This is a genomic window from Paraglaciecola sp. G1-13 (assembly GCF_055809255.1).
In genome coordinates this window covers 1,556,983-1,574,720 of record NZ_CM147903.1, presented here as the reverse complement: position 1 = coordinate 1,574,720, position 17,738 = coordinate 1,556,983, and the positions used below count along the sequence as shown (strand labels likewise).

Sequence of the window (17,738 nt, the reverse complement as noted above, 5' to 3'; positions counted from 1 at the left end):
ACTTTTAAAATCAGTTTACTTTCTTATCTTGGGTGTCTCTGTAATTAAAAATTAAGGCTTTGGAATCGGATAAGCAGAGACTTTTGCTTGAAACGCAAAAAGCGCTAGAAGTTGCTGAGCAAAAAGAGACACAAAACCAAGAATTACTAGAACAATTGGAAGATTTGCAGGCAAAAATCTCTATGTTAGAACAGTAGAACTTAAGCTGATCTTCCCCTAACTTTATCTTCCATAAAACCTCCTTCTAGTAAATGCCCAACTAAAACGCACAGAGAATTAGTGTTCAGGCAGTTTTATGTCATTGTTTGGACTAATAGAACGTTTCATCTAGCCGTATAAATGATAAAGATTCTGTCTTTCTAGTATTAGTATGTTGTGTTTAGACTAATAATAGTCATTACAGTCATCTAACCTGTTATTTTGATCTCTACTAAGAGAGTAAGTTGAATTGGGCATATCTTTTGGTATTCCATATTCTTCAGCCAATAAATACTTGTCACTAAGCGTTTCTGCGTAATGTTTTCGAAAACATGCCCTCCGGACCTCCAAATGTCCTTTTTTAGACCAAAAATGATTATTGACTGATAGAAGGATATTTCTAAGCCGTGAGAGTAAAATAGTAGCTTCTGTATATTTGTTACCCGCTTGAGATTCTGAGGTAACCAATCTTCGAATTTCCTCGTTCTTCTCTTCTATCTGTGACCTTAAACTTTTTTCCGTTGCTGATTGCGAATCTCTCGAAGCAATTTCTCGGTCTAAGTTTGTTTGTGCGCTTGTTAATTTTGTTTTCAAACTATTGATTTCACTTTCTAAAGAACCAATTTTCTTTAATTGTTCTTCTTCGCGTTTAAGAAATCCTGTATTGGCATCAGTTTGAAAGGTAAGAAGTTGTTCTGAAAACTCTTTTTCGCGTTTTTTTAGTTCTTCTTTACTAGATTCTCTTAGTTCTCGGAGTTCAACCGTAAGCTCTCCAAGTCTACTTTCAGAAGCATCTAGAGATGTTTCCAAACTTTTCTTATCTAGTGATAAGTTCTGATAGTCATTCTTATAGGGTAATAGGGCTTGATAATCCTGCTCCGATTTCTTTAATTTTTTTAATAATTGAGCTGATGTTTCTTTTTCACTATCGTAATTTCCTTTCCAAGTTGTTCTAGCATAAGCCCCATAAGCTATAGATCCAGAAACTATACTGATGATGATAATGGCTGCTGCAAGAGGAGTCATTTCGCCAAATATTTTTGCCAATACAATAGTTGGATATCTCAAAAACCAAGGCGCTGAGCTAATGCTTTCATTAACTACTTCTTTCGTGTAAGTTCTATCGATAGAGCCTGTCGGTACACTTGTATCTGTATAATCATTGTCTATTTTTTCAACGTCAACTACTTTGGCATTGTCACTTTTATTCTCTAAAAAGTTAGCAGTTCCCCAGTTGGAGATTGGTTCGACCCAAAAATGGCCAAATTTCTTAAGGTTTTCCGCATTAATCAATCCGGCAGCTATAGTCTTTGTTTTTTCATGCGCTATTTCTGTATTTTTCTTTTCTACATTAACTCTCAAGTCTGCGACTTTATTTTTCGCCTTGTCTAACTCAAGTAGATAAATTCCGTGAGCTGCGTTAATCGCGTTTCGCTGGGCGCTAGTTAGTTCTACTCTATTGAGTGCCGTTAGCACCATTTTTTCAAACTTTTCCAATTTCAGTGGATTAACAGCCATGTTGTTTTTCCTCACTTTTATAGCATGAATTTGGGGGGAGCGTAGCTAATACTCGCAAACATATTTTCTATTTACGGGACTTGATACTTCTCCTTAAAAGTGGCCCGTAAATTATAATTCAGAAGTCTAGCTCGTATTTAGTCGGACTGACAAATTGATCTTCCCCTAACTTTGTAGACACTTTTTACTTAGAAATCGAAGTAAGGTAAAAAGCGTTATGAATAAAAAATATCCAGACGAATTCAAACAAGAGGCCGTGCGCCAAGTAATCGAAAAAAGTCATTCAGTGCCTGATGTTGCTAAGCGATTAGGCATATCGGATAAGTCACTTGATTTATATGAAGACACCCATGATAAAAATGGTCAATTTTCAGGGCTGAACTAGACTTGGTTTGTGTCTCATTTTTATCAGGTCGATGGATTATGCCTCAACCTCGAAAAAGCCAAATTAGTTTAATCGATACGCCTTATTACCATTGTGTTTCCCGCTGCGTAAGGCAGTCGTTCTTGTGCGGAGTCGATACGCATTCTGGGCAAAGTTACGAGCATCGCCGAGGCTGGGTTGAAGAGCGTTTGTTGTTTTTGTCTACGGTATTCGCCATAGATATTTGTGCCTATTCGGTCATGAATAATCACACGCACGTGGTGCTATGTGTGAATAAAACAATGGCTGACAATTGGAATAGCGATGAAGTGTTGAGGCGCTATCACAAGCTACACAGAGGCACTTTGCTGACTCAGAAATTTATGAACGGCGATACGCTGAGCCAAGGAGAGCTAATCACCTTTGATGAAACCGTTGAAACCTATCGGCAACGTTTGTACGATATAAGCTGGTTTATGCGTGACTTGAATGAATATATTGCTCGCGAAGCCAATAAAGAGGATGGCTGCACCGGTCGTTTCTGGGAGGGGCGATTTAAATCACAAGCGCTGTTAGATGAAAGTGCGGTGCTAGCGTGCATGGCCTATGTAGATTTAAACCCCATTCGCGCAAAAATAGCAGAAACACCTGAAACGTCAAAGCACACCAGTATCAAAAAGCGCATTCATGCCGCTAAGAATCAACAATCACAACCGTGCATTTTAATGCCCTTTGTAGGTAATCCTCGTGAAAACATGCCCAGAGGTATCGCATATTCACTCAAAGACTATTGTGAATTGGTAGACACAACAGGCCGATGCATTCGAGATGATAAGGCCGGTCATATTGATAACACTCACAGTCCTATGCTTCAAAGGTTAGGCTTAGATGCTGCTCAGTGGCTAACGTTAACGACCGAGTTTGAAAAACACTTCTGCTACGCAGCAGGTGCGGAGCAAATGATGAATGCATTCAAGCGCCATACCCACCATCAACGGCTGCGAGGAATGACCAAAGCGAGAGAGTTGTTAAGGCGCGCCTAAATCAATTTCGAACACTACATATCATGCATATCTTGTAGCCTACTCCCTTGCCCGAAAATTGACCTTGCGCTCCGCTTCTTTACTCAACGCTCAATATTTCAAGAAAAAATTCAATCTGCCGGGCCAAAAATCAATCTAATTATTTTAGGAGAGTTCCATCTTGGATATGGGAGTAATTGTTGCCTGCAAATTATGATGGGTGTCTATGTAATTGGTTTTGCCGCTCGATTCCCTAACAGCAAAATAATTCAAAAAGCGTTTGGCAAAGAGAGCGACAGTTTCACCATAGATCAATATTGCGGTATCTGGTTCAAACAAAAGCAACGAAACTGGTCACACACTACGATTCGAGGTTACACGCAGAAATATAATTCATATATCCAACCAAATTTTGGACACATGCGCCTAATAGACTTTAAAGCGAGCATGTTCGACGAATGGGCTTCAAAACAAACACTTTCAGGTAAATCAATCAATGAAGCGAGAAACGTGCTAAATCAAATTTTTAAGCGGGCATTCTTCGATGGTGTGATTGATTCAAACCCAGTTGAACGTGTTGAGCGTTATAAACAGGATCACAAAGAACCTGAGCCATTTAACAAAGACGAAATCCAAAAAATTCTGTCTGCATTAGAGACCCCTTATCGGGAGTTCTTTCAATTTGCTATATGGACTGGGCTAAGAACTGGCGAGCTTTTAGGCATACGTTGGCAAGATATAGACCTAGATAAAGGGCAAGCCCATATACGTACCAACATTACCCAAGGTCGAGAAAAAGTTCCTAAAACCAAGGGAAGTATTAGAACGATTGAAATGCTGCCAGAAGCAATTAACGCATTGATTCAGGTGAAAAATTCTGAATATTTCGACAATTACAGAGTATTTATTGACCCAAACACGAAAAAAACGTACAAATACGCTGACGGGTTACGCAAATATGTTTGGATGCCCACGCTAAAACGAATTAATGTGAAGTACCGTTACCCGTATCAATGTCGCCACACCTTTGCTTCCATGATGCTCTCATCAGGAAGAAATCCTATGTGGGTAGCCTCTCAAATGGGCCATGCCGATTGGGGGATGATTAGAAAAACTTATGGCCGCTGGATTACCGATTAAATTATATAATAAGGAATTTTTACTAAAATGGAAAAAGCTTTAATCACTTACTTCGATATAAAAAAATCAGGATTCTATAAACCCCAAAAAGGTAAACAACCTAAAAAAATTGAAGGTACATATTCAGATATACTCCAGAGTGTATATGAGTGGATAAATAATGAAGACGATTTCGTAAACTGTATTCCTTGGTCCTCAGATGTGCATAAAAATCGAACGGAAATTTACTCACGGTCAACACATTTCGACAAAGATACCGGAGATTACATCTTTGTTTTTTGGAGAAAAACTACAAATAAATCAGGACGGTTGGGCGGTATCTCTGAGGATGCAAAAAATAAAGAAACAAATGGGGATGCTTTTTCGGTAAACACAGGTAAAAAAAATGGTAAGAATTTAATTGTCGGCCAACCCATGTATTACTGGTTCATTCCCGAATTTGACATTCTAGCCACAATAAAATTTCCAGACTCACTAATTGAAACTCAAGCTATTTGCTCCTACATCAAGAGGGCAGTTGATAATCGTGTGGCTCACCCTTGCAAGGTTACAACACATTCAACCAGACCACATCCCACCAAAGGGGATGATATTGTTGTTAACACTACTAGATATCAAAGTACCGACGGGCAGCATAAAAACTTAATGTTCAGCTTCGAAGCCAGTGAAAAAAGAATTAACATTTACAGCGCAGACATAGATAAATTGGCAAAAAAAATTACACATATAGTTGTTAGAGATGTCATTGCGACGAAAGTAATTGAAGATGAGCGGCATCCTATTTTAAAACTTTTCGAAAGAGTTCTTGAAAACAAGGGGGATAACATTTTCAACAGACATGTGGAAGTTGAAACAGAGATTAATCTTACTGGTGACGAGTTACAGAACCTCGTTGAATTATACGGTGAAGAATATGATCCCGTAAATACATGGGTAAATATAGGATTCAAGGAAGAAGGGGAAGATTCGCCGCGCTTTTTTAATAATTATTTGGAAAGAACTTCTATCTTAGCTGACCCAAACAAAAAGCACGATGATATACACTATACTGCCGTGTACTTATCCAATATATTAAAAGCTGAAAGGGCTAGCCTTCTAGCCTCATTTGAAGACGATGCTAGAAAGTTGATCAAGGACAACAGGTAAAATCCAGATGCATTTTATTTTAAGACTAATAGTTACCTTGGTTATCAGCGGCAGTCTTGGCTATCTCTATAGCACATTTCTAACAGCAGATAATTTCAAGAATATAGCTTCTGTTTTAATCAACTCATCTGCGGCCACTCTAGCGATTGCGGGGCTTTGGATATCCCAAATTTATCCTGAAGCGATAAAAGCATTTAGCTTACCGAATGTATCAATTATGGAAGCTGGTGAAAAAGCCAAAAGAATTGAGGCTTTGATATTAGTTATTGTTACTTCAACAGTTATTATATCGGTATTATTGATATTTCAATATATATATCCATTAGAAGCCTTGGCTCTCGGGACAATTTATGCGGGATATTATGACTGGATAAAAGCGTCAAGTTTTATTTTCCTGACACTACTTCAATTATTCGCATTATTGAAACTCACATATGCTATGTTTGTTTTCGCTAATCAAATTCATCGAAAAGTTAAAGAGTTTAAAGCCCAAAAGCGATTGAACTGACAAAACAATCATAACATACAGGTTAGTTATTGATATGCATGAAGAATTTCCGGGTTCAACTCCCGCCAGCTTCATCAAACGTCAAGATGAAAAGGCTCTTCAGAAATGAAGAGCCTTTTTTGTGACTTGTAACAGATTCTGTGGAACTGCCATTTAGGTAATGTGCTTTTCGTGTCGCCCCAGTTAATCATTACTGGTGCACTTATTATCTGAATTCGGACGTATTTCGCCTGAAGAAATCTGAACCAATATTAAGTCTATTTTTCGACGTTTTGGTTTTGAAAATGAATAGCTAGCCATTTTTGACTATAAATGGTCTATATCAATTTTTATTTCGCCACATTGTTTGCGTATTTCAGTCTTCCATTGACTTATAGCTTGAGAAATACTGTCTTTTTTAGTTTCACTGTCAAGAATATCTGCACTTCCAGATATAGACTTTATCGTTGGGAATGCTTTAATGATTTGCTCTATATTCACCCCAGTTCCTTTCGCAACGGCCTCAAAATGCGGAATTGCTCCAAAATGCCATATAAACAAATAACTACTAGTTCCCGCGATCAATGCGACACACTGTGTTTTTTTTCCAGTCCCTAGCTCAATATTGTATAACGGAGTACGGCCCTCAATAATTGCAGACGAAAGCCTCTTAGGAGAATGCGAGATCTCATTTACGCCTGCATAAACAAAAGATGCCATAATGCTAATTATTAAAAAACCGACGATTAGTTTAGTAATTCTTTTAAACTTAGTCGTTTGTTTTTCCGACGGAATGAAAGCAATTACACTGATAACTAGGTATACAAAAAGAAATAATAATGCCGCGTACATTCTGCCGGAGTTTAACCCCCATGCAACTTGATAAATATCAATGAAACTTCCATAGTGGAATAGGTTAACTCCATTGAATTGCTTTATATAATTATCAGCAAGAAAATAGCTGTGAACTGTGAATACAAATGCAAGTCCTGATAGTACAAATAACTTTTGTTCGTATATGAACGTTGCATATGCATTAAACCTCTTACTTGCCCGATTCTGGGAAGTTACTTCTTGTTTTTTTTCATCATTGTGGCTTTGAGCAGAATTTTGCGGCATGAGTTTAAAATCCATTCACGTATTATTAAACTTAGTATGACCTAGAAAGGCACTATATTACGATTTAAATGAGAGCATGACAGTTCAGCTAAATAGGATCATGTTGCAGGCTTAATTGATTTGAGGTTAGACAAACATATATTTTTCTTAAAGCTAATTTTAAATTATTGTGTTGAAGAATGGGTAATCAACTCAATAAGTGACTTATTCATAACGCGCTTTCTTTATTCATATGTCTAAACACATCGGCTAGAGGACTCTCTGATACCTGATTATCAATAAAAAAACCAAAAAAAAGGCTGCGCATTGGCAGCCTGATCATGAATTAAGGTAGCTAGACTTTCCTTCTGCCCATCACCACTGAAATAACCAGTAGGACTAAAAATACGAAGAAAATGATTTTTGCGATACCGGCTGCAGAGCCTGCAATTCCGCCGAATCCCAACACTGCAGCAACCAGTGCGATAACTAAAAATATAACAGCCCAACGTAACATAACTATTCCTTTTAACAATGAGTGGACTTTAACTAATGCTTCAAACGTGCCAACGGACCCTATAGGTAGAAAAACGCATATAAAACGTGGGGTTGAGCCTAGGCTCGTTTATCAAAAATCGCTTCACTCGGTATTGATTTCATGAATAATTTTATTACCTCGTTGTAAGATTTTCACGTGTTGAACATCGATGATTCCGTGTCGGTGTGCATCACCAAAGCGGCCAGAGGGGGTTGAATTGAAAACCAGTAAACGTAAAAAAGAAGGGTGAGTGAAAAAGAAAAAGCGCGTGAAGAAACAGTTCTTCACGCGCTTTCAATGGTAATTTTAATGGTGCGAATGGCCGATGATTAATGACTATCGAAGAAGTCGTCTACCTCGCGCTCTGCTTCTTCCTTAGACTTGCCGTACTTCTCTTGGATTTTGCCCACCAGTTCGGTGCGGCTGCCTTTCATTTTGTCTACGTCGTCATCTGTAAGATCGCCCCACTTCTGCTGGGCTTTACCTTTTAATTGTTTCCAATTTCCTTCAGCTTGATCTTGATTCATCATTATCTCCTTTGTTGAGAAAATATTGCGAAAATCGCCTGAACACCCGTTGCGCACAGACGTGCTTCAATAAGTAAGCAGCAATGACTATGCCAGCGTGAATACGACAGCGTGAATATGACAGCGCTTTTACCTACATCAGTGTTTCGTTGGGGCGCACCGAGCAAAGCTGGATCAAGTGAGTCCCCACCGCTAACGAAATTTTCAGCTAGACATTTTCAAGTGGGTACATTTAAGCTAGGCACTTTCGAGCTGGGCGCTTTCAAGCTGGGCACTAACTATAGGTGAAGCAGAATAGATACCTGTGCTTTCTTCGGCAGCTTATTCACCACCAGCATAAAGGACTGTTTAATCATTCGTTGAAGTTCGCCGGCTGGCAGGCTGCCGTCCAAAATAACGGTATTCCAATGTTGTTTATTCATGTGATACCCGGGGATGACTGCGCTAAAAACGTCTCGCAGCATAATTGCCTCGTGAGGATCGCACTTTAGGTTCATCCAATACACCTTACTGCATTCTTTACTACCCTCTTTACTGCATCTGTTAGTGCTCTCATCACTGTCCTGCGCTTGCTCATCGTTAATGCTAGCAGTGTGAGAATTTGCACGGGGAGCCGCTTTGCCCAAAGAGAGCGTAGCGAACATTTTACCTTTGACTTTGAAAACCGCTACCTCAGGCCCAAACGGAAAGTCTTCGACTGTATCGGGGAAGTCTAATAGCCACTGACGCGCTTGAGCATAGATTTGGCTGTATGCTTTTTCATGACTGTGCATGTGTTCTTGCCCTTGTTGTTTTTCTTGCTCCTGTGCTTGCTTCTGTTCTGGCGCTGTCTTTGAAGTTATTTTAGAAGCATTTTGTGAGGCCGTTATTTTCATCGTAAACCTAGCGTAAAAGCAAACAGAGGTAAGGCCTAATATAGCGCTATTTTCATTTAGGCTACCACCTGTTTGACGGCATGTTGCTAAACCTTAGAAGCCACTAGCGGAAGTATTTGCCATTGGCGTGCAATATTATTGGCGCTGACCTTGTCTTTACTTATACAAATATCTGGTTCGTAACAAAAACGCTCCAAGAAAAAGCTGAATAGAACGCTATATAAAGCGTTAGATAAAGCGCAGTTCAAAAAGGAATACACACATGCTAGGCAAGAAAATAATGAAAATCACAGGGTTACTTTTTGGGTTTTACCTTTTAACAATGAATACCGCGTTCGCCGAATCGATCGACAGGGCCACTGTTGAAAAACAAGCGACATTAGCACTACAAGGGTTTGACCCCACAACCTACTTTAATCTAAGCGGCGCTAAACAGGGCAACGATGCGTTTCAAGCCGTGTATATGGGTCAGCGCTATTTATTCGCCAATGAAGAGAATCAGCAAAAATTCGCTAATAACCCCGCACAGTACTTGCCGCAATTTGGCGCGCTTTGCGCCCACTCTTTAGTAATGGAAAAAGACGTCATCGCAGACCCTTCAATTTACACCATTGAGGCAGGTAAGTTGTATATGTTCGTTTCACAAGAAGCGAAAAGTGAATGGATTAAAGACAGTAGCAAAAACCTTATTGCCGCCACCAAGCATTGGCAGTACAAATCAGAAAAACGTTTCGAGCAGATCGCGGCCAAAAAACGCTGGAAAAAAGACAATAACGTTGAGTTGTTTACTTTTTAGCAGCCCTGGCTAAAGCTTGCTTGACTAAGAAGAGCTAGCGAAAGCTTGCTTGATTTAGAATGCCTAGCGAAAGCTTGCTTTATTGATTCGAAGGTTTTGCATTTGCGCTAGCAAGCGAGTCAAAGTGGCTTGAACAATACCTGTAAAAAGCTTAAAAAATCACAAAAAAAAGGAGCAACTAGGCTCCTTTTTCAATCCCCTTTACACAGACAAACGCGGCGTTATTACACCAATATGTCGCGTACGTTGGCTAAATCTGTTTTGCCATTGATGATTTCGTCTGGGGTTAAGCCTGAAATCTCATGAGGGAATACCAACCACTCGGCACTTTCGTGTACAAAGTAGTCTGGCACTATGTCCGTTTTATTGTTTTGCGGCTTATAGTAAGGGCAAGCAATACGAATGTTTTTCGGCATATTCGCGCGAGACAACTTCTTAATTTGCTTAATCAGCGCATCAACACTGCGGCCTGAATCAAACACGTCATCAACAATAAGCAAGTCATCTTCGGCATTGGCGTTTTCAATCAAATAATGCAAACCGTGCACTTTGATGGTTTTTGATTGTTGATCGATACCGTAATAAGACGATGTACGCACGGCAATGTGGTCTGTCTCTACTTTTTTAAAATCGAAGTATTCTTGAACCGCGATACCAATTGGCGCACCGCCGCGCCAGATGCCAATAATAAAATGCGGACGAAAACCATCTTCGTACACTTTTGATGCTAAGCGAAATGAATCTTCTAGTAATTGCTGAGCGGTAATAAATGTTTTTTCCATCGAAAAACCCTTTAAAGCGTGGAGTGCCACTGACTGCCTAAGCTAACAAATCAGCGTGCTAATTTTAAATCATCGCTCATTATACACTGAAATCTTATGATAAGAGATGGCGATTATGGCAAATTTGTGACGAGTTACCTGACTCGGCAATAAAACTATTCATATTTAAGCGCACTGGCTGGGTCAACCTTCACCGCTCGATAAGCAGGATAAATACTGGCAGCAAAGCACAGCAGCAAGGAAAACAGAATGAGCATCAACACCTGATGCCAATGCATGACTATGGGCAACCCTGCCCCGCCGGTAGCCGCCATAATCGGCACATTAAATAAGCTCAACAAATTGTTTAGTTGGCTGACAAGTAATAAACCGCCCGCGGCGCCAAACAGCGTTCCTTTGATACCGTTATATAAGCCATTAACCAAAAAGACCTGCATAATGCGCCCGCGCGACAACCCTTGGGTCAGTAAAATAGCAATATCGCCTTTTTTCTCAGTCACCACCATCACCAGCGCCGACACAATATTAAACGCCGCCACCGCGATGATAAGCAGAAGCATTAAGGCCATCATGTTCTTTTCCATCTTAACGGCATCAAACAACGGGCCTTGGCGCGTGCGCCAGTCGTCGCTTTCAAGGCCAAGCTCAGTAACCTTGTCGACCACCGTTTTATATTCAAACGGATCTTGTAAAAATAACCGCGTTTGAGCAATACGGCTGACCTTATTGCGCATCAGCTTAGCGCTGTCATTGATGTTCATTAAAATCACTTTGGCATCAAGCTCTGAGCCCACATCAAACACACCTACCACAGTAAACAAGCGCTGGCTCGGCATTTGCCCAAACGGCCCAAATACACTGCCCTGGGCAGATAAAATACGTGTTTGCTCACCTACCCTTAACCCTAAACGGGTTGATAATGCTCGACCGACGATAATGCCATAACTGCCAGGGGTTAAATCTGCGATCTGCCCGACCAACATATTCTGGGCTATAATAGAGTGTTCATGGGTGGTTTGTGGCTCAACGCCTTGTATCATCACGCCTTCTAAGCTGCGCGGTGACTGCACCACGCCTTCAGACTCAATAAAGTCACTGGTGGCGGTAACGCCCGGTAATTGTGACAAGCTCGAAATGATCTGCTCGTTTTCACCCCGCGTATCTACCACTACGTGCGGCGCAATACCGAGAATGCGATCTTTCAGGTCCCCCTCGAATCCGTTCATTACAGACAAAACCGTAATCAAAGACATTAAACCAAGGGCGATGCCAATAGCAGAGAAGGCGTTAATAAAGGCGATAAATTGATTACCTTTGGACGATTTTGCATAACGCAAACCGATAAATGCAGAAACAGAGTGAAACATGCTAGCAATGGACTCTTAGCAAAGGGTTAGAGATAATTCGACGTGCAAGTTACATCACGCGGTGGCTCATTTGACTGTGTTTATTAACGTTTGTTTGGGTAAACTGAATTTATTTAACCTGACTTTGTTTTAACTGACTTTATTTAAACAAAATGCACAGCATAAATGACTACAGTCATAATCGTTTAACTCATGGTAAAGTAAAACGTTTTTTGAATAATACGCTCTGGTCATAGCGCAAACAAGGTTACAATAGGCCAAACTATGTTTTGCCGCCTAAAATGCTAAATTAACCGTTAGCCGGCCGATAAAGACAGGCCCTTGAGCCACAGTGAATAACGATACTCATTTTCGGAGAATACATGCACGGCATTAGCCTCGAAGAAAAACAGCAACAATTCAATGAATTTTTCACCATAGAGCATGCCATACGGGTTAACTTTAAAGCCGTTGCGGCTGGCTTTACTTTGCCCCATGTCGATGACTTAGGGGAGCACATGCCCTACGCGTTTCGAGTGGCTAGTGAAGCAACCGCCATTGATGCCCAAGCCTTACGCCCACTGCGTAACATGGGGGAACATGCTGTCGAGCTGGCCAACTTTTTAAATGCGCAATCTCGCAAAATTGATTTGTTAATGTCCTTGGTACTACAGCAACAAGACGACCCAAGCTTAGCTTACGAGTCAGTAAAGTTCGGCGGTGGCGGCATTATCGTTAAGTGCGATGAAGCCTACGAGCCCGAGCAAATCGTTGAATTAAAACTGTTCCTAAAGGAAGAGGCCTCCGCCATTTTTTGCTATGGCGAAGTCATTGAGTGCCAGCAGGCAGGCGAGCAATATCATGTGTCACTTATTTATAACTGCATTCGTGAAGAAGATCAGGATCTTCTGGTACGTGCCAGTTTACATCTTCAAACAGCGCAATTACGCAAACGCGCCAAGCAACAAAAGAACGACTAATTTAGATGACAGCAAGTATTTTTAATCCGACCTTGGCCAAAGGCCAACGAGATGCAATTCACTGGGGCAATTTACACGGCAGTAGTTTGGCAATGTCTATTGCCAACGCTGCGGGCAAGACCAAAGGCCCTATTTTGCTGGTAACGGCAGATACCCCAAGCGCCATGAAATTAGAAAAAGAACTCAGCTTTTTCTTACAAGGTAAAAACGTCCAGGTGCAGCTTTTCCCCGATTGGGAAACCCTGCCCTACGACAACTTTTCCCCTCATCAAGATATTATTTCACAGCGCTTAGAAACCTTATACCGCCTCACTCAGGCGGAGAACTGCGTCTTCATCGTGCCGGTTAATACCTTGATGCTGCGCATGGCACCAACAGATTACCTCAGCAAGTATTTGTTATTTTTAAAGGTCAATCAAACCTTAGACATAGACGCGTTCCGTTTAGGGTTAGAGCGCGCTGGCTACCAACATGTCAATCAGGTGATGGGCCACAGTGAGTTTTCGATTCGCGGTAGCATTATCGATTTATTCCCCATGGGCAGTCAGCAGCCGTTTCGTATCGACTTATTCGATAATGACGTCGACAGCATTCGTTATTTCGACCCCGACAGCCAGCGCTCAGGGGATAAAATTGACGAAATTAAGCTGCTACCGGCGCGTGAGTTTCCTACTGATCAAGACGGCATAAAACTGTTTCGCCAGCAGTACTTAGAAAAATTCGACGCCAATAATTCTAAAGAGTCTATCTATTACCAAGTCGGTAAAGGCATGATGCCTGGCGGCATTGAATATTACTTACCGCTGTTTTTTGAGCAAAGCGCCACCCTGTTTGATTATCTGCACCCAGACACCTTGCTCATGATGCACGGCGATTTAGCCAAGGCCTGTGACTTCTTCTGGAATGATGTGAACGAGCGCTACGAGCAACTGCGCTACAACCTCAGTCGCCCGCTTATGGCACCCGCAGATTTATTTTTACGCAATGAAGAACTCTTCGGCGCGTTAAAGCAGTGGCCGCGGATCACCATAGAGCAAAATGCCAAAGAGCAAAAAGCCGGCGTCACCAATTACGACACCCGCACGATTGGTGATATCGCGATAAAATCACAAAACAAAGTGCCCTGGGCAACGCTTAAGCAACGGGTTGCTGATTGGCAAAAAAGCGGCAGTAAAGTGCTGTTTAGCGCGGAATCTCAGGGTCGCCGTGAAAGCCTGCTCGATTTATTAGGTAAAGCGGGCATCAAACCCAAAGCGTTTGAACACCTAGATGCATTTCAAAAAAGCAAAGAGCTAGTAGGTATTACCATTGGCTTGGCCGAACACAGTTTCGTGCTCTTTGAAGACAACAAAGAACTGGCGTTTATTACCGAAACCGAATTGCTCGGTCATAAGATCAGTCAGCGCCGACTGCGTGACAAACGCCAAGCCACTGACGAAAACGCCGTCATTCGTAACTTGGCTGAACTGGCCATTGGCCAGCCTGTGGTGCATTTAGATCACGGCGTGGGTCGCTACCTCGGCTTGCAAACATTAGATGCTGGCGGGATCACCACAGAATACCTCACCATTGAATACGCCAAAGAAGCCAAGTTATATGTGCCGGTATCCGCGCTGCATTTGATCAGCCGCTACAGTGGTGGTGATTTAGAAAAAGCCCCTCTGCACAATCTAGGCACCGAAACTTGGAGTAAAGCCAAGCAAAAAGCCGCCGAGCGCGTGCGAGACGTGGCCGCACAATTACTTGACGTATACGCTAGGCGCGCAGCCAAGCCCGGTTACTCTTATAAAATTGCCTGGGACGAATACCAAGCTTTCAGCGACAGTTTCCCCTTTGAAGAAACCTTAGATCAGCAACAAGCCATCAACGCTGTTATTCAAGACATGGGTAGCAGTAACGCCATGGACAGACTCGTTTGTGGTGATGTGGGCTTTGGTAAAACCGAAGTCGCTATGCGCGCTGCCTTTATCGCAGCGAATCAAGGTAAACAAGTGGCCATCTTGGTCCCCACCACTTTGCTTGCTCAGCAACATTATGAAAACTTCAAAGACAGATTCGCTGATTGGCCGTTTAAGATAGAAGTAATGTCACGTTTTGGCAGTGCCAAAGACCAAAAAGGTGTCATGGCCGGACTCGACGATGGCAAAGTGGATATTGTAGTGGGCACCCATAAACTGCTGCAAAGTGATGTGAAATTTGATGACTTGGGCTTAGTTATTATCGATGAAGAGCACCGATTTGGCGTACGCCAAAAAGAGAAATTTAAAGCTCTGCGCTCAGACGTAGACATTTTGACCTTAACCGCCACGCCCATACCGAGAACGCTTAACATGGCGCTTTCCGGCATGCGCGACTTGTCAATTATTGCGACGCCGCCAGCCAAACGTTTGGCGATCAAGACCTTTGTGAACCAACGTAGCAAAGAGCTTATCCGCGAAGCCATCATGCGGGAAATTCTACGCGGTGGTCAGGTGTACTTTCTGCACAACGAAGTAGAAAGTATCGAGCGTACCGCTGACGAGATTGCCGAAATGGTGCCCGAAGCACGTATTGCCATAGGCCATGGCCAAATGCGCGAGCGGGAACTTGAAAAGGTCATGGGGGATTTCTACCACCAACGACACAATGTGTTGGTGTGTACCACCATCATTGAAACCGGTATCGATGTGCCCTCAGCGAATACCATTATCATGGACAGAGCGGATCATCTTGGTCTTGCACAGTTACACCAATTGCGTGGCCGTGTGGGTCGTTCTCATCACCAAGCTTACGCCTATTTATTAACGCCGCACCCTAAACGCATGACCAAAGACGCCAAAAAACGTCTGGATGCCATATCCTCACTGGAAGATTTAGGCGCAGGTTTTGCCCTTGCTACTCACGATTTAGAAATACGCGGTGCCGGTGAATTGCTCGGGGACGACCAAACCGGTCAAATCACCACGGTCGGCTTTACCTTGTACATGGAAATGTTAGAGCAAGCGGTTGAAGCGTTAAAAGAAGGCAAAGAGCCATCACTTGACACCGCCCTTGCTAATCAAACGGAAATCGAATTGCGCTTGCCTGCACTATTCCCAGAAGATTACATCAGTGATGTGAACACCCGTTTGTCTTTGTATAAAAAGCTCGCTAGCTGCAAAAACGAGAGACAAATCAATGAAGTGCAAATTGAATTGATCGACCGCTTTGGCTTACTGCCTGATGCCGCTAAGAATTTAGTGCAAATCAGCCAGATGAAATTAGTAGCCAAGAAAGTCGGTATTAATAAGGTTGAAGCCAACAATGCAGGGGGAGCGATTGAGTTTTCAGATAAAACCCAAATCGACCCAAGCTTTATCATTAAACTGATACAATCACAGCCGCGCATTTATCGACTTGAAGGCGCCAACAAATTGAAATTTAATGTACCAACACAATCCGCCAGCGATAGGCTGCAACTTATCCTGGATATGTTAAATGAGTTTAGCCAGCAATTAAGAGCCGCTTAATGCCAAATATGTTTAGTTTTGTTAACACCAAAAACCAATCTACCACAGCGCGAAAGCCAAAGCTTGGCATGACACTGCTCGCCTTAAGCTGCACGTTAGGCCTGCACAATACCGCGCACGCTAACGACTGGTGGTTTGATGTTGAAGTGATTGTGTTTAAGCGAGATATTGCGGCACAAAGTATCGCTGAAAGCTTTGCCCATAAAGCACCAGAATTTGCTTCGCCAACGGCATTCGATTTACTCAGTGATTATATTACGCCGGATCTGACCTACATGAGTGCTGGCTTACCTTCGTGTGATGCCAGTGTTGAAGTAAATCAAAAAGAACAACATGAGCGCCAATTCACCTTAGCAAACACGGTATTTACAGAAACGGATTATTCTTATCTCGATGTACAAGATGAGCCGGCAGCAGACGAAACCACGGCCTTGATTGATCAGCTACGGGGCGCACAAAGCAGCTCGGTAGCAAATAACCCAACAAGCCCCATTGATACCCGGGTCTACACTGGTAGCGATGATGTCAGTCAAAGCGGCGCACAAGTTACGCCTAGCACGAGTCCTACTTTAACGGAGCCAACCTGGGTTAAATGGCAAATTCCTCAATCGCTTCCTTGCGCGTTCGAACAAGACCGCGTGTTACTGGCAGGCCCTTATGACAAGCCTATTGATGTCAGTCAACCTGAGCGAATACCCCGCAATATTGATGGCGTGGAATGGCCTAATCGCCAAAGCCCATACCTGTTGCCTAAATCTGCTCAACAGCTAGAAAAACTTGAAGAACATATCCGCTGGCAAAAAGATCTCACCCCGATTTTGCATTTAACATGGCGCCAGCCTGTGGTATTTGGCAAGGACAACGCCCAGCCGTTTAGATTAATTGCCGGTGAAAATTACGCGCAAGCGTATGACCAAGATGGTCAACGCAAAGAAGAAACGCCGTTAAACGAAGTGTTAGATCCACGTTTTATGAACACGCAGCAAAACGAAGATAACACGGAGAAAGGATTATCTAATCAGGCCTTATTTGCGCAAATCAATGCAGCGCTCGCTTCGCCAGAGCCTGCAAAGGTCATTGATTTCAGCCAGAGCACTACTGCTGATGCTGAGGCCAGTATCGACGCAGAAGATTTTATTCAAGTAGCGGAGAAACCGCTTTGGCAGTTAGAGGGTGACTTTAAGGTGTACCTAGAAAATTTAGGTCGCACGCCCTACTTGCACATTGACAGCAATCTAGACTACCGAGCGCCTATTACCCTGCGCTTACCCGGTGATACCGATGTGCAACCGAATAACTTTTTACAAAGCTTTCACTTTGATCAGTTACGTAGAGTAATTTCTAAACAGTTACACTATTTTGATCACCCTTTATTTGGCATGGTGGTGCAAATACGCCGTTATGACCCAACAAAAGAAACTGACACTGATTAA

The 17,738-nt window shown here is 42.4% G+C and carries 16 protein-coding genes; 9 read left to right on the top strand and 7 right to left on the bottom strand.

Annotated elements, in window-relative coordinates; genetic code table 11:
- Positions 1-384: 384 nt before the first annotated feature.
- Complete coding sequence (locus AC0L6N_RS06680; protein WP_473480008.1) at positions 385-1,716, bottom strand: hypothetical protein; 1,332 nt, start codon at positions 1,714-1,716, stop codon at positions 385-387.
- Between the two features lie 217 nt (positions 1,717-1,933).
- On the opposite strand from AC0L6N_RS06680, the gene AC0L6N_RS06675 reads away from it, so the two are divergent.
- The 5 genes from AC0L6N_RS06675 to AC0L6N_RS06655 all read left to right on the top strand — a co-directional run bounded on the left by AC0L6N_RS06675 (position 1,934) and on the right by AC0L6N_RS06655 (position 5,896).
- Entirely contained in the window at positions 1,934-2,101 is a 168-nt protein-coding gene (locus AC0L6N_RS06675) for a transposase (RefSeq protein ID WP_473480006.1), read from the top strand.
- Between the two features lie 38 nt (positions 2,102-2,139).
- On the top strand, positions 2,140-3,123 hold the full coding sequence (locus AC0L6N_RS06670; RefSeq protein WP_473480004.1) for a transposase: 984 nt from the start codon (positions 2,140-2,142) through the stop codon (positions 3,121-3,123).
- 192 nt (positions 3,124-3,315) lie between these two features.
- A complete protein-coding gene (locus AC0L6N_RS06665; RefSeq protein WP_473480002.1) occupies positions 3,316-4,242 on the top strand; it encodes a tyrosine-type recombinase/integrase in 927 nt (308 codons plus the stop codon).
- A 27-nt stretch (positions 4,243-4,269) separates the two neighbouring features.
- Positions 4,270-5,388, top strand: a complete 1,119-nt coding sequence (locus AC0L6N_RS06660) for a hypothetical protein (RefSeq protein WP_473480000.1) — start codon at positions 4,270-4,272, stop codon at positions 5,386-5,388.
- A 7-nt stretch (positions 5,389-5,395) separates the two neighbouring features.
- Entirely contained in the window at positions 5,396-5,896 is a 501-nt protein-coding gene (locus tag AC0L6N_RS06655) for a hypothetical protein (RefSeq protein ID WP_473479998.1), read from the top strand.
- Between the two features lie 306 nt (positions 5,897-6,202).
- Here the strand turns inward: AC0L6N_RS06655 and AC0L6N_RS06650 are convergent, their stop codons facing one another.
- The 4 genes from AC0L6N_RS06650 to AC0L6N_RS06635 form a co-directional block, all read right to left on the bottom strand.
- Entirely contained in the window at positions 6,203-6,994 is a 792-nt protein-coding gene (locus AC0L6N_RS06650; RefSeq protein WP_473479997.1) for a hypothetical protein, read from the bottom strand.
- A gap of 334 nt (positions 6,995-7,328) precedes the next feature.
- A complete protein-coding gene (locus tag AC0L6N_RS06645) occupies positions 7,329-7,490 on the bottom strand; it encodes a DUF1328 domain-containing protein (RefSeq protein WP_006994792.1) in 162 nt (53 codons plus the stop codon).
- 350 nt (positions 7,491-7,840) lie between these two features.
- Entirely contained in the window at positions 7,841-8,038 is a 198-nt protein-coding gene (locus AC0L6N_RS06640) for a CsbD family protein (protein ID WP_011574555.1), read from the bottom strand.
- A 278-nt stretch (positions 8,039-8,316) separates the two neighbouring features.
- Positions 8,317-8,811 carry an MmcQ/YjbR family DNA-binding protein gene (locus tag AC0L6N_RS06635; RefSeq protein WP_473481275.1) on the bottom strand — a complete coding sequence of 165 codons (495 nt, stop codon included), beginning with the start codon at positions 8,809-8,811 and terminating at the stop codon, positions 8,317-8,319.
- Positions 8,812-9,175: 364 nt separating this feature from the next.
- Here AC0L6N_RS06635 and AC0L6N_RS06630 point away from each other — a divergent pair, with 364 nt between their 5' ends.
- Entirely contained in the window at positions 9,176-9,709 is a 534-nt protein-coding gene (locus AC0L6N_RS06630; protein WP_473479995.1) for a YHS domain-containing (seleno)protein, read from the top strand.
- 224 nt (positions 9,710-9,933) lie between these two features.
- Here the strand turns inward: AC0L6N_RS06630 and AC0L6N_RS06625 are convergent, their stop codons facing one another.
- Together AC0L6N_RS06625 and AC0L6N_RS06620 are read right to left on the bottom strand one after the other, a co-directional pair.
- Complete coding sequence (locus AC0L6N_RS06625) at positions 9,934-10,491, bottom strand: phosphoribosyltransferase (protein ID WP_006994798.1); 558 nt, start codon at positions 10,489-10,491, stop codon at positions 9,934-9,936.
- A gap of 155 nt (positions 10,492-10,646) precedes the next feature.
- Entirely contained in the window at positions 10,647-11,858 is a 1,212-nt protein-coding gene (locus AC0L6N_RS06620; protein ID WP_473479994.1) for a lipoprotein-releasing ABC transporter permease subunit, read from the bottom strand.
- 362 nt (positions 11,859-12,220) lie between these two features.
- Here AC0L6N_RS06620 and AC0L6N_RS06615 point away from each other — a divergent pair, with 362 nt between their 5' ends.
- The 3 genes from AC0L6N_RS06615 to AC0L6N_RS06605 are packed head-to-tail and all read left to right on the top strand — an operon-like array spanning position 12,221 to position 17,738.
- Entirely contained in the window at positions 12,221-12,817 is a 597-nt protein-coding gene (locus AC0L6N_RS06615; protein ID WP_473479993.1) for a PilZ domain-containing protein, read from the top strand.
- A 5-nt stretch (positions 12,818-12,822) separates the two neighbouring features.
- On the top strand, positions 12,823-16,305 hold the full coding sequence (gene mfd, locus AC0L6N_RS06610; protein ID WP_473479991.1) for a transcription-repair coupling factor: 3,483 nt from the start codon (positions 12,823-12,825) through the stop codon (positions 16,303-16,305).
- The gene (locus tag AC0L6N_RS06605) at positions 16,305-17,738 is read left to right on the top strand and encodes a CsiV family protein (RefSeq protein ID WP_473479989.1); all 1,434 of its coding nucleotides are present in this window, start codon (positions 16,305-16,307) and stop codon (positions 17,736-17,738) included. The genes mfd and AC0L6N_RS06605 overlap by 1 nt, the downstream gene beginning before the upstream one ends.